The organism is Pseudomonas sp. xss_4 (assembly GCF_043104125.1).
Lineage (GTDB): Bacteria > Pseudomonadota > Gammaproteobacteria > Pseudomonadales > Pseudomonadaceae > Aquipseudomonas > Aquipseudomonas parafulva_B.
Genome location: NZ_JBICKJ010000023.1, coordinates 34,076 through 60,447, shown reverse-complemented (window position 1 = coordinate 60,447; position 26,372 = coordinate 34,076). Strand labels below are relative to the sequence as shown.

24 protein-coding genes and 1 tRNA gene are annotated in these 26,372 nt (G+C 59.5%); 12 read left to right on the top strand and 13 right to left on the bottom strand.

The features are described from left to right. From ACF8GB_RS04885 to ACF8GB_RS04865, 5 genes are all read left to right on the top strand, one after another. Positions 1-429, top strand: a 429-nt coding sequence (locus ACF8GB_RS04885) for a DUF2345 domain-containing protein (RefSeq protein ID WP_392526650.1), incomplete at its 5' end; no start/stop codon positions are given. Positions 430-443: 14 nt separating this feature from the next. After that, positions 444-3,416, top strand: a complete 2,973-nt coding sequence (locus tag ACF8GB_RS04880; protein ID WP_196186373.1) for a hypothetical protein — start codon at positions 444-446, stop codon at positions 3,414-3,416. After that, entirely contained in the window at positions 3,413-4,561 is a 1,149-nt protein-coding gene (locus ACF8GB_RS04875) for a hypothetical protein (RefSeq protein WP_196186372.1), read from the top strand. Before ACF8GB_RS04880 ends, ACF8GB_RS04875 begins: the two co-directional genes overlap by 4 nt. Positions 4,562-4,842: 281 nt before the next feature. Then, positions 4,843-5,499: a hypothetical protein gene (locus tag ACF8GB_RS04870; RefSeq protein ID WP_197844709.1), complete on the top strand. Its 657-nt coding sequence runs from the start codon at positions 4,843-4,845 to the stop codon at positions 5,497-5,499. Between the two features lie 138 nt (positions 5,500-5,637). Beyond that, positions 5,638-6,813, top strand: coding sequence for an integrase core domain-containing protein (locus tag ACF8GB_RS04865; protein ID WP_196186370.1), 1,176 nt, complete (start codon positions 5,638-5,640; stop codon positions 6,811-6,813). A gap of 140 nt (positions 6,814-6,953) precedes the next feature. Here ACF8GB_RS04865 and ACF8GB_RS04860 read toward each other — a convergent pair. The 8 genes from ACF8GB_RS04860 to ACF8GB_RS04825 all read right to left on the bottom strand — a co-directional run bounded on the left by ACF8GB_RS04860 (position 6,954) and on the right by ACF8GB_RS04825 (position 13,136). Then, positions 6,954-7,029 (bottom strand) — tRNA-Gly (locus ACF8GB_RS04860). Between the two features lie 64 nt (positions 7,030-7,093). Beyond that, entirely contained in the window at positions 7,094-7,654 is a 561-nt protein-coding gene (pgsA, locus tag ACF8GB_RS04855) for a CDP-diacylglycerol--glycerol-3-phosphate 3-phosphatidyltransferase (protein WP_023534788.1), read from the bottom strand. 33 nt (positions 7,655-7,687) lie between these two features. Further along, positions 7,688-9,511, bottom strand: coding sequence for an excinuclease ABC subunit UvrC (uvrC, locus tag ACF8GB_RS04850; RefSeq protein ID WP_058605068.1), 1,824 nt, complete (start codon positions 9,509-9,511; stop codon positions 7,688-7,690). 5 nt (positions 9,512-9,516) lie between these two features. Beyond that, positions 9,517-10,155, bottom strand: a complete 639-nt coding sequence (uvrY, locus tag ACF8GB_RS04845) for a UvrY/SirA/GacA family response regulator transcription factor (RefSeq protein WP_027916239.1) — start codon at positions 10,153-10,155, stop codon at positions 9,517-9,519. Positions 10,156-10,218: 63 nt separating this feature from the next. After that, positions 10,219-10,608: a helix-turn-helix domain-containing protein gene (locus ACF8GB_RS04840; protein WP_392526647.1), complete on the bottom strand. Its 390-nt coding sequence runs from the start codon at positions 10,606-10,608 to the stop codon at positions 10,219-10,221. 109 nt (positions 10,609-10,717) lie between these two features. Next, positions 10,718-11,161, bottom strand: a complete 444-nt coding sequence (locus tag ACF8GB_RS04835) for a GNAT family N-acetyltransferase (protein WP_197844712.1) — start codon at positions 11,159-11,161, stop codon at positions 10,718-10,720. 37 nt (positions 11,162-11,198) lie between these two features. Next, entirely contained in the window at positions 11,199-11,696 is a 498-nt protein-coding gene (locus ACF8GB_RS04830; RefSeq protein WP_196127929.1) for a PaaI family thioesterase, read from the bottom strand. A 57-nt stretch (positions 11,697-11,753) separates the two neighbouring features. Continuing rightward, positions 11,754-13,136, bottom strand: a complete 1,383-nt coding sequence (locus ACF8GB_RS04825; RefSeq protein WP_100851900.1) for an amino acid permease — start codon at positions 13,134-13,136, stop codon at positions 11,754-11,756. A gap of 334 nt (positions 13,137-13,470) precedes the next feature. Between ACF8GB_RS04825 and ACF8GB_RS04820 the strand changes: the two genes are divergently transcribed. Next, positions 13,471-14,724, top strand: coding sequence for an aspartate aminotransferase family protein (locus tag ACF8GB_RS04820; RefSeq protein WP_392526646.1), 1,254 nt, complete (start codon positions 13,471-13,473; stop codon positions 14,722-14,724). 8 nt (positions 14,725-14,732) lie between these two features. On the opposite strand, the gene ACF8GB_RS04815 is transcribed toward ACF8GB_RS04820, so the two are convergent. Continuing rightward, positions 14,733-15,035 carry a hypothetical protein gene (locus tag ACF8GB_RS04815; protein WP_027916244.1) on the bottom strand — a complete coding sequence of 101 codons (303 nt, stop codon included), beginning with the start codon at positions 15,033-15,035 and terminating at the stop codon, positions 14,733-14,735. A 177-nt stretch (positions 15,036-15,212) separates the two neighbouring features. On the opposite strand from ACF8GB_RS04815, the gene ACF8GB_RS04810 reads away from it, so the two are divergent. Next, a complete protein-coding gene (locus tag ACF8GB_RS04810; RefSeq protein ID WP_078478317.1) occupies positions 15,213-15,638 on the top strand; it encodes a hypothetical protein in 426 nt (141 codons plus the stop codon). Between the two features lie 36 nt (positions 15,639-15,674). Here the strand turns inward: ACF8GB_RS04810 and ACF8GB_RS04805 are convergent, their stop codons facing one another. Both ACF8GB_RS04805 and ACF8GB_RS04800 read right to left on the bottom strand, forming a co-directional pair. Further along, entirely contained in the window at positions 15,675-17,117 is a 1,443-nt protein-coding gene (locus ACF8GB_RS04805) for a SulP family inorganic anion transporter (protein ID WP_196186365.1), read from the bottom strand. An 85-nt stretch (positions 17,118-17,202) separates the two neighbouring features. Next, positions 17,203-18,912 carry a S8/S53 family peptidase gene (locus ACF8GB_RS04800; RefSeq protein WP_196186364.1) on the bottom strand — a complete coding sequence of 570 codons (1,710 nt, stop codon included), beginning with the start codon at positions 18,910-18,912 and terminating at the stop codon, positions 17,203-17,205. A gap of 207 nt (positions 18,913-19,119) precedes the next feature. On the opposite strand from ACF8GB_RS04800, the gene ACF8GB_RS04795 reads away from it, so the two are divergent. After that, on the top strand, positions 19,120-19,854 hold the full coding sequence (locus ACF8GB_RS04795) for a secretin N-terminal domain-containing protein (protein ID WP_196186363.1): 735 nt from the start codon (positions 19,120-19,122) through the stop codon (positions 19,852-19,854). A gap of 485 nt (positions 19,855-20,339) precedes the next feature. Next, on the top strand, positions 20,340-21,665 hold the full coding sequence (gene aceA, locus ACF8GB_RS04790; RefSeq protein WP_023534769.1) for an isocitrate lyase: 1,326 nt from the start codon (positions 20,340-20,342) through the stop codon (positions 21,663-21,665). A gap of 183 nt (positions 21,666-21,848) precedes the next feature. On the opposite strand, the gene ACF8GB_RS04785 is transcribed toward aceA, so the two are convergent. Together ACF8GB_RS04785 and ACF8GB_RS04780 are read right to left on the bottom strand one after the other, a co-directional pair. After that, positions 21,849-22,112: a DUF3077 domain-containing protein gene (locus ACF8GB_RS04785; protein WP_058605078.1), complete on the bottom strand. Its 264-nt coding sequence runs from the start codon at positions 22,110-22,112 to the stop codon at positions 21,849-21,851. A 153-nt stretch (positions 22,113-22,265) separates the two neighbouring features. Then, positions 22,266-22,508, bottom strand: a complete 243-nt coding sequence (locus ACF8GB_RS04780) for a hypothetical protein (RefSeq protein WP_197844715.1) — start codon at positions 22,506-22,508, stop codon at positions 22,266-22,268. Between the two features lie 901 nt (positions 22,509-23,409). Here ACF8GB_RS04780 and ACF8GB_RS04775 point away from each other — a divergent pair. The 3 genes from ACF8GB_RS04775 (at position 23,410) to nuoC (ending at position 26,371) form a co-directional block, all read left to right on the top strand. Further along, positions 23,410-23,823: an NADH-quinone oxidoreductase subunit A gene (locus ACF8GB_RS04775; protein ID WP_008096178.1), complete on the top strand. Its 414-nt coding sequence runs from the start codon at positions 23,410-23,412 to the stop codon at positions 23,821-23,823. 9 nt (positions 23,824-23,832) lie between these two features. Beyond that, entirely contained in the window at positions 23,833-24,510 is a 678-nt protein-coding gene (locus ACF8GB_RS04770; RefSeq protein ID WP_023534774.1) for an NADH-quinone oxidoreductase subunit B family protein, read from the top strand. 79 nt (positions 24,511-24,589) lie between these two features. Next, a complete protein-coding gene (nuoC, locus tag ACF8GB_RS04765) occupies positions 24,590-26,371 on the top strand; it encodes an NADH-quinone oxidoreductase subunit C/D (protein WP_023534867.1) in 1,782 nt (593 codons plus the stop codon). Position 26,372: the final 1 nt, after the last annotated feature.

Below are 26,372 nucleotides of genomic sequence, written 5' to 3'. Positions count from 1 at the left end.
CAGCACAACAGCATCAAGGTGCAGGCCGAGCAGAGCATCGAGCTTAGTGCTTCCCAGCAGTACGTGCAGATCGACGCCGGCACGCACATCACCCTGCTGTGCGGCGGCGCCTACCTGAAAATGGAAGGCGGCAACATCGAGCTGGGCATGCCCGGCAGCTTTATCGTCAAGGCGGCGAATCACCAGCAGGAGGGGCCGGGACAACTGAGCCGGACGGTGAACACCTGGCCGCACGCGAAGTTCGACGACAAGTTCCAGGTGCTGCTGCATGACGGCAAGCCTGCTGCCAATTACGCCTACGTCATTACCCGTGCCGACGGCGCGACGATCGAGGGCGTTACCGACAGCCAGGGCATGGTCGATGTTCAGCGTGGCCTGAGCATGGAATCGCTTTCCCTGGAAATCCTTGAACCGAATGATGCTAATTGACAGGAGACCCCGGCATGAGCACGGAAGAAACCACTTGCCGCCAGGTGGGCTCGCGGCTTGACAGCAAGACCGCCAACTGCCGCTTCGACCATACCCTCACGCCGAACAAGCGGACTGATCTGGTGCAGCTGCGCCTGCCGCCACCGCAGCAGGGTTTGGCGATCTACCCGTTGCGCTATGCCGTGCTGCGCCATGAGTTCCCCCGCGCCAAGTTCCCGACGCTGAATTTTTCCGGTTATGCCGAACTGGGCGACGGCTACCATCTGGGCGTACGCGAGCTGCGCCCGCGCACCCAGCTTTACCTGCTGTACACCGAGAATGGCACGTTCAAGCACAAGCATTACCAGGTAACGGATGCGGTGCAGTTCGCCGAGGTTGTCACCTCCGAAGAAGCCGGCACAACCACGACCTCGACCGATCAGCAAGGCATCCCGGTTACCGTCATGCCCACGGTCTCGTCGGCTGTCGGCTTCATCACCGCGCCGCTGCCAACCGCCGAGCGTGACATCGGCGACACGGCCTATCTGCTGGTCTGCGATACACCGCTCACCGCTACCGTACTGGGCAAGCTGGAACGCAATGAAGGCGGGCTGCGCACCGCCACTACCACGGAGATCCGCCTCAAAGGTGGCCCCCGGCAACCCCATGTGCTGGGCACCGAAACGCTGAAGGACATACCCGCCCTGGCCGAGGACGAAAAACAGCGTCTGTCACTGCTTGAATGGAGCGAAAACCAGCCACAGGAAATGCTCGGCGGCGAGACGATTCACCTCGTCTGTCAACGCCGCTCCCAGCAGCCCGGCCAGTCGCAGCGCCAGGCCCCCGTGGCCGTGGCGCTGCATGACCCGGTTGGCGTCATGAGCGAGTTCGGCCACCTCACCGGCAGGTGCGTGCTGGATCTGCAGGAATGGTCTGATCGCGAGCAGGTGCCGCGCAAGGTCATGGTGTCGAAGTGGATTGATGAATTAGGCCAACAGAAGGAAGATAGCGTCAGGCAAGACAGGCTCAACAATGATGCGGTCTGGGGTGGAATAAAACACGCAACGAACGCTACTCAGAACGTAGTCTATAAGGAAGCCGTTCGTGCCTCGAAGGAGGCTCGCAGAAAACGTCTGGAAAGCGCCCGCAACGATGAGCGCCGCGACTTCATGGCCACCTATGAACAGAAGCGCGATGAGTTCATCGCCGCCATTGATAAAGCCGCTGCTGCGGCCTATGCCATGTACACCGCCCTGGAACTTCGCCACGGCGCCGTCATGCAGTTGTACGATGAAACCGATGTAGAAAGCTTTATCTGCCTGCGCCGCGCCGTCACCTACTCGATGACCGTGCTTGCCTGCGATCCGCAGGGCCGCCAGGTTCTGGAAGCCATGCTGCCCGAAGCCGGCCCTACTGGTCTGATGGCACGCGCCATCAAGGGATTTCCAGATTTCGCGGAGTTTATCGATGCGTCTATCGGGCAGCAGAGTGCTCTAATCGCCGCTAGCCGGGTTGCTGACATCACACGCGAGTTAGCAAACAAGGTGCCTCCAGACGATACCAGCCGCTATCTGAGCAACATCGTCACAGAACTGGTAGCTCGTACTCGCCTGCGCACCCCCGAAGCATTTGAACGCAGCATGTATTTTCGTGCGTTCCAGTTAATGGATGGAACTCTTGCCCAACGTGAAACCGTACCGCTAAAAGACGCCGGCAAGTGGCTACTGGAGAACAACGGCGGAAAACCAATCAACGGCTTCCGTCCGATCACCATGGCTAGACACGCCAACGAACTCATTTCTTTATACAAGAGCGAACCGATACAAAGCCACTTGAGTGAAATTGAGGATAATGCCAAGCAAGTAAGGGGAAAATCTAATAATTGGCATGGGATCAAGTTTACCATCGGGTCTTTTGGTGTCTATCTGAGCACCCGCAACTTACAAGAGGTGGTGAGTAAGATTGGCGAAAAAGATGGATGGACTTTAGTCAACTCCCTTAATTTGGCTTCAAGCATAATAGAAACCGGTAGTGCTCTAGCTGTAATCAGCGAAGCAGGGTATCAAGGCAGAGAAGCAGCAGCTATGACCCGAGCGAACCAAGCGGGAAGTGAGCTTGCGAAACAAAGAGCAACAATCTACGGGAACTTAGCAGTAGGGCTACTAGCACTATCCGCAGCGACAACAAGTATCAAAGAGCTCTGGTTAACTGCAAACTCCTCCTCCGGCAGCCAAGCAACCGCTCATGCAGTGGGGAGCGTCTTACAAGCCGCAGCTACAACAGTTGGTGGATTACACCTAATGGGCAATCTAAGTAGGCAAAATAGTAGCAGCTACTTATCATCGCTCTCCCGAAGAGTGATGATAAATTTAGCGGTGCATGCCGACACTTCAGGTGCTGCCCGATTAGCCCTCGGAATCGCCCGTTTGGGTTCAGGATGGATTGGATGCATATTAATCGCCCTGACTGCTACCTACCAAGCCGTAAAAAACTGGAACGAGCAAAACGCCGATGAGAGTAAGGTTACGGATTGGATTGCCCGCAGTATCTGGGGAACCGGCATGCGTAAACGCTTGTTTCGTAGCGATGAACCTCTGACCGAATTTACTCCCAAAGAGGAAATCAAAGAATTCTATCGGTTTTTTATGGAGCCCCATATCGAAACAGATGCAGCAGTACTGAGAACGCTGGGCTCTTTGACTTTCCCAGTATGGGGCGCCATCAACCAAGTAAAACATGGCAGCCAGTTACCAGCAGATGCCCGTACCGTCACTGTGGCCTTACCCGGCTGGCAACCAGAGGTTAGCGCCTATACCATCACCCAACATAATGAATTCAAGTTTGCCGGCATACAAAAAACGCTAGATAACCCGGACTTGGTTCAACTTCGCAACGGCGTCGGCTATATTAATTACCATACAGACACTTTAGGGGGTGATATTGAGGTCAAGTATTTGCCCAATGGTTTTGCTGAGCCCAACTTTGTATTGGAAATGAAGAAGACATGAATCAACAACAGGAACTACCACAAACCAGGGAGGAACTGAACGCCAGAATCGACCAACTCTGGCGTGAGGAACTGGAGTGGGTGCGTCAGCACCCCAACCCTGACCTTACCGAATTCAGCGAGCTGATCAAAAAAGAAACACACAAAAGCAATGTAAACAAACTTCCTCCATTGGATATCGCCATGTGGCCGGCAGATGTATTTTGCAACATTAACATTGGCGACACCGAAAGGTTCAATGACCACTTTATAGAACCACCAATGGAAACCCGCGCCTCAGGCGGAGAAAAAATCTTTTGGGGATTTCACAATGGCATGGTGTTATTACTGCTCTCCCACTTGATTGTTGGTAACGAGGATCCCATTTCCCTGCTACTTTTTTATCTTATCGTACTTGTAGTTATTGGCCCCATTATTTATTTCGTAACATTCCGATTTGGAAAAGAAAAACTCGGCCGTACTCGTTATAACCGCCAGGCTCAACTAGTACATATCGACAATGGTAAGGGACATGTTGCCCATATTCCTTGGCGGAACGCAGTCCCCTTAGTACAAACCGGCTTTTGGCCATCCAGCATGATGCGTATCTGCGTACCTCGTCCCCAAGCGGATGCAGAGGAATTCAATCTCCGCACCTCTCGCGCGCCCGGTACACTTGATGACAATCTACGAGATATCTATGGTATCGATATCGCATTAAGCAATGAAGATCATTCCTCTATCCACAGCAATCTACAGCGTCTGGAGTTTATGCGGCGCTATATGGAACACGGCCTACAGGCTATTCAGCCGCACCCACAAGCGATACAGCAAGGGCTAGTGGAAGACCCTGAACAACGCGACGGGCCTAAACGTATCTGTGCCACAGGCTGGGACGGCAAGTACGTTATCTACCCCTTGGGCCGTATCTGGCATTATTTTTGTTTTGGCCCATGGCTGGATAGTCGTGCACGCCGTCGCCTTGAGGGCTTTGAATGGAACGATGAGGTCAAGAACCTCTGCGGCCCCAACCCCGATCTGCGCGGCCTGAACACCCGCCCGGTCAAATCCCGCACCGATGTCTACTACCGCCCTGACGGTGCCAGCTACCGGCTGGTGGATCGCTGGGGCAACCCGCTACGCTTCGAGCCGGCCAAGCAGGCCTGATGGCTGGTTCGCGTATGGCACTGGCCCTGCTTCAGCCCGTTGCTCGATAGGTACACACGCCGTGGCTCCGAGAACGCTGGATGTAGCGACGAAGTCCAGAATCTCTGCGGCCCCGCTCCCGACCTGCGCGGGCTGGATACCCGGCCAGTCAAATCCCGCACCGACACCTACTATCGCCCAGCCTACGACCACCCCGCCAGCTTCGGCTACCGCCTGGTAAATCGCCACGGGCACCCACTCCCCCCGTCGCCTCAGTCACTATCAACAAGGAAATGAGCCTGATGGAAATACGGTTCGAGCAGGCAGACGAAAATGCGCACGATACGATCTTCAAGTTGCTTCAGGGCGAAGGGCATCGCCTTGATAAGATCAGAATGGATCACGACTTTAATGTGATCGAATTGGATGGCAAAAGAGTGCTCGAACAACGCGGCCCCGCCATATCCCTGATCATCAATGAAGCACCAAACCAACTCGAAAAGCAGGCATTCGACTGGCTGAACGAACATTGCCAGCTACGCCCTGCCAAGTACAAGGACGCCTGGTTCTATGCGCTTTGTGCGTGTGGCGGGTGGGTCCTGATCCGCTCTCCCTACCTTGTGGAGGGCGCATCATTTGCCGAAGCAGCAGTGCTTCTCACCATGAATCTGCTATCCACCACTCTGTTCGTGCTGGCCTATCTCATAGCCCGAACAAAATCCCGGCAGAATACGTCCGGACAAGCCTTCAGCATCAGGAAGAACAAGCTGTTCTGGGTGGGAACAGTACTGGTGGCCTTGCTATTCCTGGTGGGCTTGGCAGCCCTGTTCGATAAACCCAGCCTTGCCGCCGTTTCTCTCCTGCCATTGCTTAGCCTGGGAACCGCCGTCATGGCATTTCGCAAGACACGCTACTTCCACACGCTCGAAGTGTTGCAGCGCCATGAGGCAACAGCATGATCAGGCGAATCTTTTCCCTTGCCAAAAAAGCGCTTCCTGCCCTTGCTTTGGTATGACTCACCCACATGGGTTACCAATCAGTTCACACACATGGGTAACAGTTTTTAATTGGCAGGGTCGGTTTTTGAGGATCTGACCATGCCATGGCGAGAGCTGAGACCTATGGACCTGAAACTGCTGTTCATCGCGGACTACATCAAGGGTCCGCCCAGCTTCAGTGCGCTTTGCCAAGCCTATGAAATCAGTCGTAAGACTGGCTACAAGTGGGTCAAGCGCTATGAGAAGGACGGACCTGCCGGCCTCCAAGACCTTAGCCGTCGTCGGCATTCCCAGGAATGGGTGGTGCCGCTTGCGGTGCATGAGGCGATCACTGAATTGCGCGGTCGAGGCGAGACAGAACCCGGCCCCAAGAAAATCCAGGCGGCTTTGCAGGAGCGCTTCCCCGATCAGAAACCGCCATCTAAGACCTCGATCTACAACATCCTGAAGAAAGCTGAGCTCGTCAAACCACGGCGATTGCGTCAGCGCGTCGCGGTTTACCCTAAGCCATTACAGAAAGCAGAAACCCCTAACCAGCTGTTCAGCGCCGATTACAAAGGGCAGTTCCTGACGGGTGCGGGAGTCTGGTGTTATCCATTAACCATCATGCATCACGCCAGTCGATTCTTGCTGGCGTGCCACAGCATGGCGAATACCAATTTTCAGGAAACCCAAGCAGTTTTTACCCGCGTGTTTCGCGAGTATGGTCTACCGGAGCGCATCCGCACCGACAATGGGGTCCCGTTTGCAAGTAAGGGACGAGCTGGCCTTTCTCAGCTATCAATCTGGTGGTTGCGCCTTGGGATCATTCCTGAGCGGATCGCACCCGGAAGGCCTGAGCAAAATGGTCGACATGAACGTATGCATCGGACCCTGAAAAGCACGCTTCCATCACCGCCCGCAATTGAATGGGATGCTCAACAACAACACTTTGACCGGTTCATGCAGCACTACAATCACGAACGTCTGCATGAAGCACTGAAGCAGAAAACACCGGCATCCTGCTATGAACCTTCACCGCGCCAGCACCCTGAAAAGCTGCCAGACATGACCTACCCGAGTCACATCGATAGCCTCCAGGCCGACTGCTCAGGCATAGTCAATCGACGTGGCCTAAGGATCTACGCGGGGAATGTGCTCAAGCATCAGACCATTGGACTGGAGGAAGTAGAAGACGGGATCTGGGATGTTATCTTCGGTCCAATCATTCTTGGAAGGATCGATGAGAGGGATGCAATCGATGGATATGTGACACTCCAGGTGTTACCTGTGTGAGTGTACTTTTTTGTAACCCATGTGGGTGATCCGTACAGATGTGGGTGAATTCCAGTAGACTTCGCTGGAATGAAAAAAGGGCCAAAAGGCCCTGTTTTCAATGGCTTGCAGACTTCGGTGGACGTCTACAGAACCTAAATTGGAGCGGGAAACGAGACTCGAACTCGCGACCCCGACCTTGGCAAGGTCGTGCTCTACCAACTGAGCTATTCCCGCGTCGTGATGGGTGCCATTGTAGCGATATCCAAAATGGCGTCAACCCCTTGATTCAAAAAAACTTTTATTTCTGCTCCGAGCCTTCGCGCAGGTGCGGCCAGGCAGCCACCAGGTAATGCACCATCGACCACAGGGTCAAGCCCGCCGCGACTAACAACAACCCGTAACCCAGGATCACCCAGAAGGTTACCGCTGGCGGGTTGCCCAGCAGGATCACCAACGCCAGCATTTGTGCAGCCGTCTTCCACTTGCCCAGATTGGACACGGCCACGTGCGCCCGCGCGCCCAGTTCGGCCATCCACTCGCGCAGCGCCGACACCACGATCTCGCGACCGATGATGACTGCAGCCGGCAAGGTGAGCCAGAAGTTGGCGTGGGTCTGCACCAGCAGCACCAGCGCAACGGCGACCATGAGCTTGTCGGCCACCGGGTCCAGGAACGCACCGAACGGGGTGCTCTGCTGCAACCGACGCGCCAGGTAGCCATCCAGCCAGTCGGTGGCGGCGGCGACGGCAAATACGCTGCTGGCGGCCATGTAGCTCCAATGGAACGGCATGTAGAACAGCAGGATGAAAATCGGGATGAGCAGAACGCGTAGAACGGTGAGCAGGTTTGGAATATTCATCGGTACGACTGGCCGCGGGTTGAACCCGGCATTCTACTCGCTATGCAGGCTGGCATAAATCGACTCGGCAAGCTTTTTACTGATACCCGGTGCCTTGGCAATCTCGTCGACACTGGCGCGGTTGAGCTCTTGCAGGCCGCCGAAATGTTTCAGCAAGTCCCGCCTGCGCTTGGGCCCGACGCCTGCCACATCCTCCAGGCTCGACACCCGCCGGGCCTTGCCGCGACGGGCACGGTGGCCGGTGATCGCGAAGCGGTGGGCCTCGTCGCGGATCTGCTGGATCAAGTGCAGCGCTGGCGAATCACCCTTGAGGGTGAATTCGTTGTGCACATCGTTCAGGTAGAGGGTTTCGAAACCAGCCTTGCGCGTCACGCCTTTGGCCACGCCAAGCAGGGTCAACTCGCTGAACCCCAGTTCCTGCATCACATCGCGCGCCATGTTCAACTGGCCCTTGCCCCCGTCCACCAGCAGCACGTCCGGCAGCTTGCCCTCGCCATCGCGAATGCGTCCGTAACGACGGGTCAGGGCCTGGTGCATGGCGGCGTAGTCGTCGCCGGCCGTGACGCCCTCGATATTGAAGCGCCGGTAGTCCGACTTGATCGGCCCTTCCGGCCCGAACACCACGCAGCTGGCGACCGTCGCCTCGCCACTGGAGTGGCTGATGTCGTAGCACTCCAGGCGCTGCGGCACTTCGTCCAGGCCCAGTACTTCGGCCAGTGCGTCAAAGCGTGCTGCCATGTGCTGGCGATTAGCCAGGCGTGCGTTGAGCGCCTGCTCGGCATTGGTCACTGCCAACTGCTGCCAGCGCGCACGGGTGCCACGCACGCGATGGCTGATGGTCAGCTCGCGGCCGCGTAGAGCATTGAGGGCCTCGGTGATGGCCTCGAAGTCCTCGTGCACCACGTTCACGATCAGCTCCCCCGGCAACTCACGCTCCGGGTTGCCGACGTAGTACTGGGAAACGAATGCCGCCATCACCTCGGAAACGTCTTCCTCGATGCCGACCTGCGGGAAGAAGTTCTTGCTCCCTAGCACACGCCCACCACGGACGCTGATCATGTGGACGCAAGCGCCGCCGGGGTTGACGAACGCGGCAATGACGTCGACTTCGCCGCTGCCCCCTTCGATGTACTGCTGGTCCTGTACGCGGCGCAGCAGGCCGATCTGGTCGCGCAGTTCGGCTGCTTTTTCGAAATTGAGGTCCATGGCGGCCTTTTCCATCTCGGCATTGAGCTCATTGCCCAACTGCTGGCTGCGCCCTTCCAGGAACATCACCGAATGGCGTACGTCCTCGGCATATTCCTCGGCGCTGACCAGGCCGGTGCAGGGCCCCTTGCAGCGCTTGATCTGGTATTGCAGGCATGGACGGGTGCGGTTGGCGTAGTAGCTGTCTTCGCATTGCCGTACCAGAAAGGTCTTTTGCAGCACGCTGAGGCTCTCGCGGATGGCCCCAGCACTTGGGTAGGGGCCGAAGTAGCGCCCCTTGGCTTTCTTCGCGCCCCGATGAATGCCAAGCCGCGGGAACTGACCGTCGGAAAGGAATACATAAGGATAGGACTTGTCGTCACGCAGCAGGATGTTGTACGGCGGGCGCCACTCCTTGATCAGGTTCTGCTCCAGCAGCAGCGCCTCGGTTTCGTTGGCGGTGATGGTGGTTTCCACCTGGGCGATGCGGCTGACCAGTGCAGCGGTCTTGGGCGCCAGCCCGGACTTGCGAAAATAACTGGCCAAGCGTTTCTTGAGGTTCTTGGCCTTGCCCACGTAGAGCAGCCGCGCATCGGCGTCGAACATTCGGTACACACCCGGGCGACCACTGCAAGTCGCCAGGAATGCGCTGGCATCAAAGACTTCAGACATGAGATTTACAGGCTTGCGTCAACCATACCGTGGCGAACGGCCAGCAATGTCAGTTCGACGTCGCTGGTGACCGAGAGTTTTTCAAAGATCCGGTACCGGTAGGTATTGACGGTCTTGGGCGAGAGGCACAACTTGTCGGAAATGATCTGCACTTTCTGGCAGCCGACGATCATCAGGGCAATCTGGATTTCACGCTCGGACAATGCATCGAATGGCGAGCCCTGTGGCTGGAACGATTTTAGCGCCAACTGCTGAGCAATCTGCGGGCTGATGTAGCGTTGGCCGGCAAATGCCAGGCGAATGGCCTGGACCATCTCATCGAGGCCGGCGCCCTTGGTCAAGTAGCCGGCCGCCCCGGCTTGCAGCAGGCGCGTGGGGAACGGGTCTTCTTCACACACGGTCACTGCAACCACCTTTATGTCAGGGTGGCTGCGCAGCAACTTGCGCGTGGCCTCAAGACCGCCAATACCAGGCATCTTGACGTCCATCAGCACAACGTCTGGCTTGAGCTCGCGCGCAAGCTTGAGCGCCGATTCGCCGGAGTCCCCTTCACCTACCACCTGCAAGCCGTCGATATCGGCCAGCATGCGCGTAATACCGGTTCGTACCAGATCGTGGTCGTCGACCACTAGGACCCTAATCAAGCACACACCTCTTCAGCAGGGCGATTGTATGACGCCACCTTAACAAAATTTTTCAAGACCGGCCTAGCGCATTGCTTTCGTCAGAAACGACTGACGACCCGGGTCCGAACCTATACGCCCCGGCTGCTCATGCCTGTGGTCAGACAGACGTTTCAACAGGTGGACAATCGCCGCCTTGTCGGCCTCAGCCAGGCCCCGAAGCGCGTTGAGCACGTCCGACTCCTGCGCACTAAGCCCATGCAAGGGTACAGGGGTGCGTACCCCGTTCAGAACATACAGCGCATCAACCCCCCTGGCCGCTACCGCAGCCAGGTAATCGACACGTGGCATGCGCTCCCCACTTTCGTATCTGCCCTGCGCGTTGGGTTCCACCCCACCGATATCGCCGAAAACACGCTGGGTCATACCCAGCCGTTCACGTTCTTCCCGCAGCCGGGGGCCGATTCCATTCATCCGGGCGTCTCCTTGTCCCTGGGTATCTCCGAGCAGCGCCACGTCCACATGCACCGCTGCCTCGGTTACAAAGGGCACTATGCCGCTGCCGGACGACTGGGACAAGGCATCATTGCCCTGAGCAATCGATCCTGCGCTGCATGCGCACAAAACAATCATCCTCGCCCATTTCGACGAACCCTTGTCGCTGGTAAAGCCTGCGCGCCGGATTGGTGCGAAACACCATCAGCCTGAGTAGCGCCAAGCGCCGTTGGGCTGCCCATTGTGCGAGCGTTTCGAGCACCCAGCTGCCAATCCCCTGCCCCTGGTAAGCGGGAAGCAAATGCAACTCCCGGATGAACAGTGCCTGGCTATCCTGGCTGAGGCTGCAGAAACCCAACACGGCGTCGGTATCGGTCACCAGCCACTGCTCGCGCCACTGCCAGGCCTGGTCGAAAGCCTGCTCCACCCAGAGCAGGTCGTATTGGTGGTAATACGGCAGCATGAGGCGGCGCGTCAGGTCGCGGGCGAACGTCAGATCACTGTCAGTGGCAGGAATGAGTTGCAGCATCACGCGTTCTCCCGCTCAGGCAGGCTTGGCCGGAACGAACTCACGCCCTTGCGTGGGCTTGGCGCTGCAATGCATCGGTATCGACACGAACGAACACCGAATCGGCCCTGACGGTGAGCACCCCATCGGCCCACACCTCGCAGATCACCCGGCTTTTGCGTGCCACTTCTCCCTCGACTCGAGCCTTGAGCAGCAGCTCAACCCCCATGGGTGTCGGTTTGAGGTACTCAAGCCCCAGGCGGCCAGTGACGCAATCGATACGCGGCAAGCTGCCAGGCGCCCGGCCTTCGCTTCGATAGTGATAGGCCATGGCCGTCCAATTGGAGTGGCAGTCCACCAGCATTGCCAGCAATCCGCCATAGACCAGCCCCGGCCAGCCGGTAAAGGTAGCGTCGGGGGTGTGTCGACAGACCAGATGAATGCCGTCTTCGGCCCAATGGCTTTGTACACGGAGCCCGTGCGGATGGGCGCTGCCACAGCCATAGCAAATGCCATCCGGGGCAGCCACTGCCTGCAGGCTCAAGGCTTGATCGTTCATACGCTTCCTGTGCTTGTTGTAATGAGGGCGCGCTACGCCCTCATTAAAGCAGATAGGTCACGCGGTTTGCAGGCTCGCCTTGCCTGGGCGCCTGGCCAGCGCCACCACGAGGATGAACGTCGTGACCCCGGCTGTCATCAATGTCTCGTACCGATAGGCATCGCTGAACAACATGTACCCCAGCACCAGGACGATGGTGGCGATCACCAGCCAGGTGAGCCAGGGGAACAACCACATCTTCAGCTCCAGCAAGCGCCCTTCGCGCTCCGCGCGCGCGCGCATGCGCAGTTGGGACACGGCGATGACCAGATACACCAGCAACGCGATGGCACCGGTGGTGGACAGCAGAAAGCCGAACACCTTGCCTGGGAACACGTAGTTGACCAGACACCCGGCAAACCCTGCCAACGTCGAGAGGATCACCGCGACCGTAGGCACGCCGGAGCCTGCAATGCGCCGGGTAATGGGCAGAGCCTGCCCGCGGGCGCCCAGCGAATACAGCATGCGCGAGGCGGTATACAGCCCCGAGTTCATGCAACTGGTCACGGCCACCAGCACCACCATGTCCACCAGCAGCTTGGCGCCAGGCACGTTCAGCACCTCAAGGACCCGTTGGAACGAGCCGACTGCCTTGAGCCCTGGGTCATTCCAGGCCACCAGCGAAACCACCAGGAAGATCGAAGCCAGGTAGAAGATCGCGATGCGATACACCACCAGGTTGGTGGCACGACGGATCTTGTCCTTGGGGTTGGCCGTTTCGTCGGCAGCGATGGTGACGATCTCCGCGCCGAAGAACGAAAAGATGGTGATCAGTACACCGCCCAGTACGGTGCCAAAGCCGTTGGGCATGAAGCCTCCGGTATCCCAGAGTCGGCTGACCCCGGACACGTCGGCCAAGGGCCAGAAGCCAGTCACCGCCAGGGTACATACGACGATGAAGGCAACGATGGCCACGACCTTGATCAACGCGAACCAGTACTCGAAGGCGCCGAAGTTCTTGACGCTGATCAGGTTGGTACCTGATAGCACGAGCATGATCAGGAAGGCGAACAGCCAGGACGGCACCCCGGGAAAGTAGGCATGTAGGATATCAGCGCCGGCGATGGCCTCGACCGGAATGATCAGCACCCAGAACCACCAGTACAGCCAGCCGATGGTAAAGCCCGCCCACGGGCCGATGGCCTGCGAGGCGTAGGTGGAAAAAGAACCGCTGTTGGGGTTGGCGATGGCCATCTCGCCCAGCATGCGCATCACCAGCAACACCAGCAGCCCGGTCATGGCATAGGAAATGAGGATCGCCGGGCCTGCCGTGGCGATGGCGTTGGAGGAGCCAATGAACAGCCCGGCGCCTATGATGCCGGCAATGGAAATCATCGATACCTGACGGGATGTCAGGCCATGTTGCAAGGAACGCTGTTTCTTGTTGTTCGGGGAAGCCATGTTGAACCCTCTGACTGGATCGCACGGTCATTTTTTGATCCGGGTAAGTATTGAGACTTGCCAGAGGTGTCACAAACGACGTTTTATCAGTACGTAATTCCTTGAGGGAATGATTAAGCGTCCTCCTACGTGGACTACGTTCCCTAGCGTGGCGTATGAGCCTCCCTTGCAAAAGGGTGAATCATGTTGTTCAAAGAGCATGACCAGTGCACCACTGATCACAGCCTCGAACACATCAAGAACCGTAGGAATGAAACCAATCCAATAATTCGTTTGCACCCCCTGACCCCTAGGCGCTTGGATAGGCAGTACATCGCCCACAGGTCCCCGCCTCATGAACCACGACTGCATCAGCCAATCCATCGCCATCGTTCATCCCATCACCCTTTCACATGGCCGCAACGCCGAGGTATGGGACGACCGAGGGAAACGCTACATCGATTTCGTAGGCGGCATTGGCGTGCTGAACCTGGGCCATTGCAATCCGGCGGTCGTACAGGCCATACAGGAACAAGCCAGCCGCCTGACTCACTACGCCTTCAACGCAGCCCCACATGCCCCTTACCTTGAGCTGATGGTGCAACTGAGCCAATTCATCCCGGTCGCTTACCCGCTGGCCGGCATGCTGACCAACAGCGGCGCGGAGGCGGCCGAAAACGCCCTGAAAGTGGCCCGCGCAGCGACCGGCAAGCGCGCCATCGTCGCCTTCGATGGCGGTTTCCATGGCCGTACCCTGGCCACCCTGAGCCTCAATGGCAAGGTGGCCCCTTACAAGCAGCGGGTCGGCGAGCTGCCGGGGCCGGTGTACCACCTGCCCTACCCCAGCACCGACACCGGGGTTACCTGCGAACAGGCCCTCAAGGCCATGGACCGCCTGTTCAGCGTCGAGCTGGCGGTGGAGGACGTGGCGGCGTTCATCTTCGAGCCGGTGCAAGGTGAAGGCGGGTTCCTCGCCCTTGACCCAACGTTCGCCCAGGCCCTGCGCCGTTTCTGCGACGAGCATGGCATCTTGATCATCATCGACGAGATCCAGTCGGGCTTCGGGCGTACCGGGCAGCGCTTCGCCTTCCCACGTTTAGGGCTTGAGCCCGATCTGCTGCTGTTGGCCAAAAGCATTGCCGGCGGCATGCCGCTGGGTGCGGTGGTCGGGCGCAAGGAACTGATGGCAGCGCTGCCCAAGGGCGGCCTGGGTGGCACTTATTCAGGCAACCCGATCGCCTGCGCAGCGGCCCTGGCCAGCCTGGCACAGATGACCGACGAGAATATCGCGACTTGGGGCGAACGCCAGGAACAGGCAATCGTGCGCCGCTTCGAGCACTGGAAGGCTACAGACCTGAGCCCGTTCATCGGCCGCTTGACCGGCGTCGGCGCCATGCGCGGGATCGAGCTCGTCAATGCCGACGGCAGCCCGGCACCGGCGCAACTGAGCAAGGTGATGGAAGCGGCACGCGCAAAAGGTCTGCTGCTGATGCCCAGCGGCAAGGCACGGCACATCATACGCCTGCTGGCACCGCTGACCATCGAGGCCTACGTGCTCGAGGAAGGCTTGGATATTCTCGAGCAGTGCCTTGCCGAGCTTGGCTCCTGAAGAGGGGCTTAGAGACCCAGCTCTTGCGGGGTAAGCATATCGGACTCGAAGGCAATCCAGCCGCCTTCGAGTTCGGCGTGGCCGTTGACGATCGGGCCGTAGTAGGTCAGGCCATTCTCCAGGGTCACGCAGATGTGCGTGGCGTTCTTTTCCGGAGCGGCCAGCGTACCGACGAAATGCACCTTCTTGAGGGTCTCGGTCACCGCTTCCAGGCCCACGCGCATGCTGGCGTTTTCCGAGGCTTCGATGTCGCCGCCTCGGTCTTCGGCGCTGATGGTGATGGTGGCGATGTACGGGTACTGGTTGCTCAAGCGGGTCTACCTCGAAACGTGGGTGGGCATAGGGGCGCGTAGAGTACGGCAGCGGCCGCGCCTTGTCTCTAGCGTTCGCCCGCCGAACCGCCGCGGTGCAGGCCAACACAGGTGATCTGCTCGCAACGATCTGTTAGGGTGCCGGCCGATACACGCCCTAGCATAAGAGGATCCCGAGTGAGCGCTGAAGAACCCATGATCGCCGACCTGTTCGACGTCGACAAACGCCTGTCCCTCAAGCCGGTGGTCGATTTCAACAGCTATCTGCGCAATGCGTTTGGCGAGGGGCCCTGCCGCTGCCACCGTTGCCTTGAAGGCGCCGACCAGACGAGCTACGCCCTGGCGCACACATTCTCGTTCGACGGCCGGCCATGGCATCGCCGCTTCGCCAGTACCGCCGCCAGCGACGTGGCGCAAGTCCTGAAAAAGGCCTGGCTGTCGTACACCAAGGTGGATCTGACGCTGTCCGGCATCCTCGACCTGACCACCGTACAGACCTTCACGGATGCAGCGCTGCACCCGCGCCTGCTCGCCCTGCTGCCCGCCAGCGGGCTGGCCCATGAAGCGGACGGACAGTGGCACCTGCAGGCCCCGGCTGACTGAAGCTCTGGCCTGCGGCCCATGCGGGGGGCCGCCGCCTCAGTGCTGTTCGCCGGCCCGCTTGAGCAGCTTCTTGCAACGTTCGGACAAATGCACCACCCGCAGGTGCTTGCCGACTTTGGCATAGCGCTCGCGCAAGGTTTTCAGCGCGGCAATGGCCGAATAGTCCACAAAGCTCAGGTGCTGGCAGTCCAAGGTCACCTCGGCCGGGTCATTGGCCGGGTCGAACTGGTTCAGGAACGGCGCGGTCGAGGCGAAGAACAAGGTGCCGTGCACCTGATAACGCTTGTGCCCGTGCTCGTCCTCATGGCTGTCGGCGTACAGTTCGCGCGCATGCTGCCAAGCAAAGTTCACCGCCGCGATCACGATGCCGAACAGCACGGCCATGGCCAGGTCGGTGAACACAGTCACCACGGTGACGGCGATGATCGCTAGCATGTCGTTCACCGGCACCTTGTGCAGCACCCGCAGCGACGCCCAGGCGAACGTCTGTTGCGCGACCACGAACATGACACCCACCAGGGCCGCCAAGGGGATACGTTCGATCAATGGCGAAAGGAACAGCACGAACAACAGGATCATCACCCCGGCCATCACCCCTGATAGCCGCCCTCGCCCACCGGAACTGAGGTTGATCACCGTCTGACCGATCATGGCGCATCCACCCATGCCGCCGCACAATCCCGACACCATATTGGCCGCCCCAAGCGCCACGCACTCGCGGTCCGGAAAGCCGCGGCTTTCGGTGATCTCGTCCGTCAGGTTGAGGGTGAGCAGGGTTTCGAGCAGGCCCACCATGGCCATCAATACGGCATAAGGGGCAATGATCTGCAAAGTTTCAAGGGTCCAGGGCACCGCCGGCCAAGCCAGCTGCGGAAGGCCACCGGCAATGTGGGCCATGTCACCCAGGGTGCGGGTCGGCAGGTCGAACAGGTACACCAACAGGCCTACGCCCAGGATCGCAACCAACGCCGGAGGCACGGCGCGGGTGAGCCTGGGCAGAATGTAGACCACCGCCATCGTCAAGGCCACCAGGCCGACCATCAGGTACAAGGGCACCCCGTGCAGCCAGCGCTCGCCTTGCTTGAAATGCTCAAGCTGGGCCATGGCAATGACGATCGCAAGACCATTGACGAAGCCGAGCATTACCGGGTACGGCACCAGCCTGACCAGTTTGCCCAGACGCAACACGCCGAACAGGATCATCACCACGCCCCCGAGCAACACCGTGGCCAGCAGGTATTGCGCGCCGTGCTGCACCACCAGAGCGACGATCACGACAGCCATCGAGCCCGCAGCACCGGAAATCATCCCCGGCCGGCCGCCGAACAGCGCGGTCAGCGTGCAAATGACGAATGCGCCATAAAGGCCCATCAAGGGGTTGAGGTGTGCCACCAAGGCGAACGCGATGCATTCGGGCACGAGGGCAAACGAGGTGGTCAAGCCGGCCAGCAGGTCGGCACGTAGGCGAACGGGTTTCATGGAATTCCTGGGTGACGGTCCAGAACGGACGGAGTGCGAAAACAAAGGCGCGATGTTACGGAATTTGTCAGCCAGGAGCCACCGATCAGCGCACCCGATCGCGGCTCTGCACCGCCAAATCCAGGGCACGCTGCATGTCCAGGCGCGCAGAACGCCCAAGGTCCGGGTCATCCAGGCGCCCGCCTCGCTCCGACGGCAAAATGGGGGCAGTCAAGTCCTCGGCATCCATCGCCTCGAAATCCTGCTGCTCGCCAAGGGTCAGCGCACTGCGACGTAGCAGCATACGCACCTGCGTCGGGGTCAGCGCCGGGTTGATCGACAGCATCGCGGCCACGGTGGCCGCCACCAAAGGCGTGGCATAGGACGTGCCGCAATGGGGTTTGGCTTCGCCGGAGGGGCGCAGGCATGCGGCGGCGCTGACATCCACACGGCTGTCGATGTTGGAGCTGTGGCGCTTGCGCACATGCCGCGGGTCACTGACGGGTACAGCGTGCTCACTGCGCTGATGGCCGCCCACCACCAGCAACTGTTCGGTGACGAAGGACGACGGCAATCGGTATTCGTCCGTGCCCGACCACGAAGCCCCATTACCCGCGGAATTCACCACGATGACATCTGGATGCTTGGCCCGCAGCCACAGGAAAAACTCCTCCAGCAGCTCTTCATAACCGCTCATGGCCAGCCCGGAACGGACCAGCGAGTCGACCTCATCTCCCTTGATGTTACGGGCACCTACCCGGTGAATGCCCCAACTCCAGTTCAGCACCCGCACACCGTCCTGCACCAGGTTGACGGATGCGGCGATATTGGCCGTGATACCGGCGTCGGAATTACGGTCGACGATCACATCGAACCCCGGGCTTGCCTTGCCCAGCCCAGCGAGAAAGCCTTCATCCTGGGCGGCGAAAATGCCCGCCACATGAGTGCCATGGCTAGCAGACTCGCTGCCGTCCCTGGCATACACGCACGTCTGCCCGTGCTCGCAGGCGCCGCGATAACGCGTGAAGCCAGCTGCACCGAAGTCCACACCCCTCTCGATCACACCCACACGCACAGGCTGGACAGGGATTCTGGAGGCAGGGATGCGGCGCTGATAGTAGTACAAGGCGTCCATGAAGCGGTTCGCGGCCCATTCATCGGCCTGGGTGATAGCTGGTTCGGCGCGGTCGTCCCCCTCCTCGCCCCGTTCGGGAGCCGACTCTTCCACGATCACCGCATCGACACTGACCTCCGTGCCCATGCGCAGGATCATGGCGTCCCGTTGCACCAGGTCGTGCACCGGCAAGCGCAACTGGTAGACGTTCAGCGGCGCTATGGCGCCCACCACCTGCGCGCCGTACTTTTCGGCAATGCGCCTGGCCTCGTGCAGACCGTCGTATTTCTCTTCTACCAGCACACTGACCAGATTCAGGTAGGTGGTCAGGCCGTCCATGTTCTTGGCCACCTCATCGGGGCCTGCGGCGACCACATGACTGCGTTGACGAGTCAACCACACAGGGTTGCTGGCCTGCCCGTTGACCTCCAGCCACAACGGCGCACTCGGTCCAGGCTGGTCTCCAAGGGTCAGCGTGAACGTGTCACCTTGGCGCTCCAACGCTTTAGCAGGCACTGTCACACCCCCAACCTTGAATGTTGGCGGCTGTTCACCCAGCCCCGTCACGCGCAGGCACCACTGCTGGCGCTCAGTACTCAATACATCACCGCAGCGTTGCAGGTGCTGGATGCGCAGCACATCAGGCGCTGCCTGCAAACCGGCGCTCCACAAGCACCCCCATACGATGAACCAGCGTTTCATGACAGTCGCCCCCGGATGGCCTGTGATTGCGACCCACGACCCCTGCCAAGGTTCAGCCGCTGCCCTGTCCTTCGGGACCCTCCTTGTGGAAGCCGAGGTCCAAGATGGCACCACTGACGATCCAGGAATTAATTGCTGCGAAATAGCTCAGGAAGTCCAGGCGCTGCCGATGCAGCGATTACACTCACCTTTTACGGAGACCTGCCCATGTCCACACGCCCGCTTTTCATCTCGCTGGCAATGCTGGCCAGCCTGGCCGCACAGGCCGAGACTGAGGTCGTGCCGCTGCAGTACCGCAGCAGCGCCGAATTGCTGGCGCCCGCGCAAGCCTTCATCGGCCAGGACGGCACCGTCAGTGCCTTCGAGAACAAGCTCATCGTCAATGCCAGCCCACAACGCATCGGCGAGCTGCGTAACGTGCTCAAGCAACTGGACACGGCCGCCAAGCGCTTGCTGATCAGCGTCGACACCAGCGACAGCCAATTTCAGGATACCCGCGGCAACGCCAGGATCATCCGCCACGGCACCTCCAACCGCGACGGCGGCGTACAGCAGATCCAGGCCAGCGAAGGCCAACCAGCGCTGATTCAGGTCGGCCAGAGCATCCCCGTCACCAGCTCCAGCACCGATGGATACGGGCGCGTGCAGAGCGACACCCAATACCGCAATGTCACCCAAGGTTTTTACGTAACGCCGATGCTTACTGGGGACACCGTTCGCCTACAGATCAGCACCAATAATGATCGTATCAGCCGCGAACGTGCAGATGTAGTGGATGTTCAAAGCACCGACACAACCTTGACCGGCAAGGTTGGCGAGTGGATCGATATGGCCGGGTACAACCAGCAGAGTCAGGCCGGTTTCAGCAGCGCAAGCCATATCTACAGCACCGAGCGGGGAAAAAACATGACAGTGCGAGTGAAAGTCGATGTTTTGGACTGATCCCAGACAGTCTGCGGCCTCGACCAAAGGCCTCTGAACTGACTGATGAGTCGTATTAGACCAAAGATGTAGTAGACCTAAAAAAGCACTACAAAACGTTTGACAGGCACTTTTTCACGAGGGCATGATGGCCTCGCTCCCGCTAATCAGGGGCCCTGGCAAGGGCCTTCGGGGCGCCCTCTGTCACCTTGGAGGCGCCCTGTGTCCGTACAGCCCACAAGGCGGTTCGACGAGGTGGCGACTGCAACGAGCAAGTGGTTGCGAGGGACTCAAGTGCGTCACCGCCGTCACAGCATTCGCGTAGCACCGCAGCGAGGCATCCACGAGCCGACCTGCCGGGGCACCGATGGACCTGACTGCCCGCCTTACCCCTCATCCTTGCCCGATGCCGCCGTACCTGCTTTAACAGGACTGCCGCCAGCGCCCTGATCTGCCCCGAGCATCCGCACAATTAACCCAAGATCGATGCGACGAGGTTTACTTCCATGGCACTGACACGCGAACAGCAAATTGCAGCCCTTGAGAAAGACTGGGCCGAAAACCCGCGCTGGAAAGGCGTGACCCGTACCTACACCGCCGCCGATGTCGTTCGCCTGCGTGGCTCCCTGCAGCCGGAGCACACCCTGGCCCGCCTGGGTGCAGAAAAGCTGTGGAAGCTGGTTACCCAAGGTGCACATCCATCGTTCCGCCCGGAAAAAGATTTCGTCAACTGCATGGGCGCCCTCACCGGCGGCCAGGCCGTGCAGCAGGTCAAGGCAGGCATCCAGGCCATCTACCTGTCGGGCTGGCAGGTAGCTGCCGACAACAACTCCGCCGAGTCCATGTACCCCGACCAGTCGCTGTACCCGGTCGACTCCGTGCCGACGGTGGTCAAGCGCATCAACAACTCCTTCCGCCGCGCCGACCAGATTCAGTGGAAGGCTGGCAAGAACCCAGGCGATGAAGGCTATATCGACTACTTCGCGCCCATCGTGGCGGATGCCGAAGCCGGTTTTGGCGGCGTGCTCAACGCCTACGAGCTGATGAAGAACATGATCGAAGCAGGCGCTGCGGGCGTGCACTTCGAAGACCAGCTGGCCTCGGTGAAAAAATGCGGCCACATGGGCGGCAAGGTGCTGGTGCCGACCCAGGAAGCCGTGCAAAAGCTGGTCGCCGCACGCCTGGCAGCCGACGTTTCGGGCGTACCAACGATCATCCTGGCCCGTACCGACGCTAACGCCGCCGACCTGCTGACCAGTGACTGCGACCCCTACGATCAGCCGTTCGTGATCGGCGAGCGCACCCGCGAAGGCTTCTACAAAGTGCGCGCAGGGCTAGACCAGGCCATCGCCCGCGGCCTGGCCTACGCCCCGTACGCCGACCTGATCTGGTGCGAGACCGCCAAGCCGGATCTGGACGAAGCCCGCCGCTTTGCCGAAGCGATCAAGAAGGAGTACCCGGACCAGATCCTGTCGTACAACTGCTCGCCTTCGTTCAACTGGAAGAAGAACCTGGACGATGCCACCATCGCCAAATTCCAGCGCGAGCTGTCGGCCATGGGCTACAAGCACCAGTTCATCACCCTGGCCGGCATCCACAACATGTGGCATGGCATGTTCAACCTGGCGCACGACTACGCTCGCAACGACATGACCGCCTACGTGAAGTTGCAGGAGCAGGAGTTCGCCGACGCCAGCAAGGGTTACACCTTCGTGGCGCATCAGCAGGAAGTGGGTACGGGCTACTTCGATGACATGACCACCGTGATTCAGGGCGGGGCTTCGTCGGTGACTGCGCTCACCGGTTCGACTGAGGAAGAGCAGTTCCACTGATAGTGGGTTGCAACCGAACAAAGCCCCAAGCTTCCTAAGCTTGGGGCTTTGTCTCATGCACCTGACACAAGCAGGCATGCACTGCACCTGCAACGGCATGCAGGCATCAAGCAATGACTACTCAGCTGCCAGCTGAGCGCTCGCCATGCAAAACTGCATCTAGACATGTGACCGCACAGTACCTCAGTGCGCCATGCCCAGTTCGGCGTCATCCATCAATGCCTTGGCCATGGCGCTGAGGTAGTGGGCCGCCCAGATCATCATTGGCCTGTCCTCCGTCAAGCCGATGATGGTCAGTTCGCGAACGTAACCCATCAACTCTGACGACTGCTCGCGAGCATCCCGGCACGGTATGCCGGGCTCGATGCGAAACAACGCGTGCGTGCCGTTTTCACCTTGGCAAAACGTTGTTTGACCGACGGTGAACTGGGTGTCTTCTGTGGTCATGTTTGAATCCCCTGGAAATGTCCGACTGCATAGCCGACCCCTGATGCGGGCAGACCCGCTCCCGCCGTCAATGTGGAACATTGCAGGCTGCGGTGATTGTGTAGGCGTGGACTTACCCGCCAAAGGCCAGCTGTCGCTACACATCGATCAGCCTCAGTGCAAAGGCTTGGCACCGGCTGGCATCTGCACCTGAATCAAGGCCGACTCAAGCAAAGCCCGAAGCGCTTCGGGTTCATGCATCGAGGTCATCATGAGGATCGATGCAGGTGACTTGGGCTGTTGGAGCAAGGCCTGATGCACCACGGTCGCTGCGCAGAGTGCGTGGTCGGTGGCCTGGATCAGGGTGTCTTCGAGGGAATGAGAGATGCGAGGTGGATCGGGGACTATCTTCAACATAGCTATTTACCTTCTATGGCTGGCCACCCACCTGCTGTCAAACAGAAGGGCGGCAGCTGTACGTGGGTTGACAGACCGGCGGAAATAGCTAAGTTCCGGCGCACGCAAGCGTGCCCGCACGCACAGCCACCATATAGGAAAGCCGCGCACTATTTACCGTCACAGCCTGTCAAAGCTGTGTCGTTGATGAGCAACGACAGGCCGAGACTAGAGCGCTACCCGGGCAGCCGCAACGGAAAACAGGCGGCAAGAGTATGTTTGGGAAATGCCCTACAGGGAAGGGGTTAAATCCGACATTCCAGTGACCCCGCGCCTAACTGCACCTGGCGCTGAGCCCGCTCTGCGTGTGCGATGTCGCCTAGAGCGAGCCCTGCCTATCCAGCGCGTGCAGCCACGACGAGGAGCAATCAGAGCACCCTGGTCTATGCTTGCAGGCACAGCGCCACGCGCGACCCCACCACCGCAAACGCGCTTTAGTATTGACCCAGGGCGGTACCCAGCGTGTCGATAAGTGCTAGAACACGAGCTTTTCGCATTTGCAAGCAGAGGAAATCTGCAGATGAACTTTACAAGGTGCAGAACGGACCAAATAAGAGGCATCAGTCCAAATGATATTAATTATCATTACTCCATTCGTAATTCGTTACCACTCGCAAGAAACATAATTAACAAAAGCGCGCGCAATGCCCGAATTTCAAGGCTTTCAGCCAGTTACAGGCTGATTATGTTGTTGACCCTGCGAATAAATTTGCTACGGAAATTTTACTTGGCCCGGGTTTACCCATAAAATCAGCAGGATTGATTCAGCTGCGACATTTGGTCACTGCAAGTGCGACACCACGTCGCCGCTCTACACTTATTTCAGACTGCAGAGCTGGGTCTCTGTATAAGGATTTAAAGCATGTCCGATTCGGCAGGACTCATCGCCCACAACTGGGGCTTTGCCATCTTCCTTCTGGGTGTCGTCGGCCTGTGCGCCTTCATGCTCGGCCTGTCCAGCCTGCTCGGCAGCAAGGCCTGGGGCCGCGCCAAGAACGAACCCTTCGAATCCGGCATGCTGCCCACCGGCAGCGCGCGCCTGCGCCTGTCGGCAAAATTCTATCTGGTCGCGATGCTCTTCGTGATCTTCGATATCGAAGCCCTCTTTCTCTTTGCATGGTCTGTGTCCGTCCGCGAAAGCGGCTGGACCGGGTTCGTCGAAGCACTCGTTTTCATAGCAATTCTGTTGGCAGGTCTTGTCTACCTATGGCGCGTCGGGGCCCTTGACTGGGCACCCGAAGGTCGCCGCAAGCGGCAAGCGAAGCTGAAACAATGAGGCTTTGGCATGCAATACAATCTCACCAGAATCGATCCGGACGCACCCAACGAGCAGTATCCGGTTGGTGAACGGGAAACCGTCACCGATCAACTGCTCGAAGACCAGGTCCACAAGAACATCTTCATGGGCAAGCTCGAAGATGTGCTGCGTGGCGCCGTCAACTGGGGCCGCAAGAACTCCCTGTGGCCGTACAACTTCGGCCTGTCCTGCTGCTACGTGGAAATGACCACGGCCTTCACGGCGCCCCACGACATCGCCCGCTTCGGCGCCGAAGTCATCCGGGCCTCGCCGCGCCAGGCCGACTTCATGGTCATTGCCGGTACCTGCTTCATCAAGATGGCGCCGATCATCCAGCGCCTCTACGAGCAGATGCTCGAGCCCAAATGGGTCATTTCCATGGGTTCGTGCGCCAACTCCGGCGGCATGTACGACATCTACTCGGTCGTTCAGGGGGTCGACAAGTTCCTCCCCGTGGACGTCTACGTGCCCGGCTGTCCGCCACGCCCTGAGGCTTTCCTGCAAGGCTTGATGCTGCTGCAGGAGTCGATCGGCCAAGAGCGACGTCCGCTTTCCTGGGTCGTGGGTGATCAAGGCATTTACCGTGCCGAGATGCCTGCCCAGAAAGAGCTGCGTCGTGAACAGCGCATTGCCGTCACCAACCTGCGCAGCCCCGACGAAGTCTGATCCAGCGACCTGCCGCCGGTGCCCGAGGGTGCCTGCGGCCTGGCTTCATTCTTAACGTTGACCCAAAGCGACCGAGACCATGACAGCGGACAACGCTATTTACATTCCGCCCTACAAGGCAAACGACCAAGATGTGGTCGTCGAATTGCACAACCGTTTTGGCGCCGAAGCATTCGTCGCCCAGGAAACCCGCACCGGTATGCCCGTGCTGTGGGTCAAGCGCGCCCAACTCAAGGAAGTGCTGAGCTTCCTGCGTGGCGTGGCCAAGCCTTACAGCATGCTGTACGACCTGCACGGGGTCGACGAACGCCTGCGCACCCAGCGCCGTGGCCTGCCTGCCGCCGACTTCAGCGTTTTCTACCACCTGCTGTCGATCGAGCGTAACAGCGATGTGATGATCAAGGTCTCGCTCAGCGAAGGCGACCTGAACCTGCCGTCGGTGACCAGCATCTGGCCCAACGCCAACTGGTACGAGCGTGAAGTGTGGGACATGTTCGGCATCGATTTTGCCGGCCACCCGCACCTGAGCCGCATCATGATGCCGCCGACCTGGGAAGGTCACCCACTGCGCAAGGACTACCCGGCCCGCGCCACCGAGTTCGATCCCTACAGCCTGACCCTGGCCAAGCAGCAGCTTGAGGAAGAGTCGGCGCGCTTCAACCCCGAAGCCTGGGGCATGAAACGTCAGGGCGCCAACGAGGACTACATGTTCCTCAACCTTGGCCCCAACCACCCGTCTGCCCACGGTGCCTTCCGTATCGTCCTGCAGCTCGATGGTGAAGAAATCGTCGACTGCGTACCGGACATCGGCTACCACCACCGCGGTGCCGAGAAGATGGCCGAGCGTCAGTCCTGGCACAGCTTCATTCCCTACACCGACCGTATCGACTACCTCGGCGGTGTGATGAACAACCTGCCGTACGTCCTGGCGGTAGAAAAGCTGGCCGGCATCCAGGTGCCGCAGAAGGTCGACGTGATTCGCATCATGCTCGCCGAATTCTTCCGCATCACCAGCCACCTGCTGTTCCTGGGCACCTACATCCAGGACGTGGGCGCCATGACCCCGGTGTTCTTCACCTTCACCGACCGCCAGCGCGCGTACACGGTGATCGAAGCGATCACCGGTTTCCGGCTGCACCCGGCCTGGTACCGCATCGGCGGCGTCGCCCACGACCTGCCGCGTGGCTGGGACAAGCTGGTCAAGGATTTCGTCGAGTGGCTGCCCAAGCGCCTGGACGAATACACCAAGGCCGCCCTGCAGAACAGCATTCTCAAGGGCCGTACCATTGGCGTGGCCGCCTACAACACGCAAGAGGCGCTGGCCTGGGGCACTACGGGTGCCGGCCTGCGCTCCACCGGTTGCGACTTCGACCTGCGCAAGGCGCGCCCTTACTCCGGCTACGAGAACTTCGAGTTCGAAGTGCCGCTGGCCCACAACGGCGATGCCTACGATCGCTGCATGGTCCGTGTCGAGGAGATGCGCCAGAGTATCCGCATCATCGACCAGTGCCTGCGCAACATGCCGGAAGGCCCGTACAAGGCGGACCACCCGCTGACCACGCCGCCGCCCAAAGAGCGCACCCTGCAGCACATCGAGACCTTGATCACCCACTTCCTGCAAGTGTCGTGGGGCCCGGTCATGCCGGCCAACGAGTCGTTCCAGATGATCGAGGCGACCAAAGGCATCAACAGTTACTACCTGACGAGCGACGGCGGCACCATGAGCTACCGCACCCGGATCCGCACCCCGAGCTACCCGCACCTGCAGCAGATCCCTTCGGTGATCAAAGGCAGCATGGTTGCCGACCTCATTGCGTACCTGGGCAGTATCGACTTCGTTATGGCTGACGTGGACCGCTAAG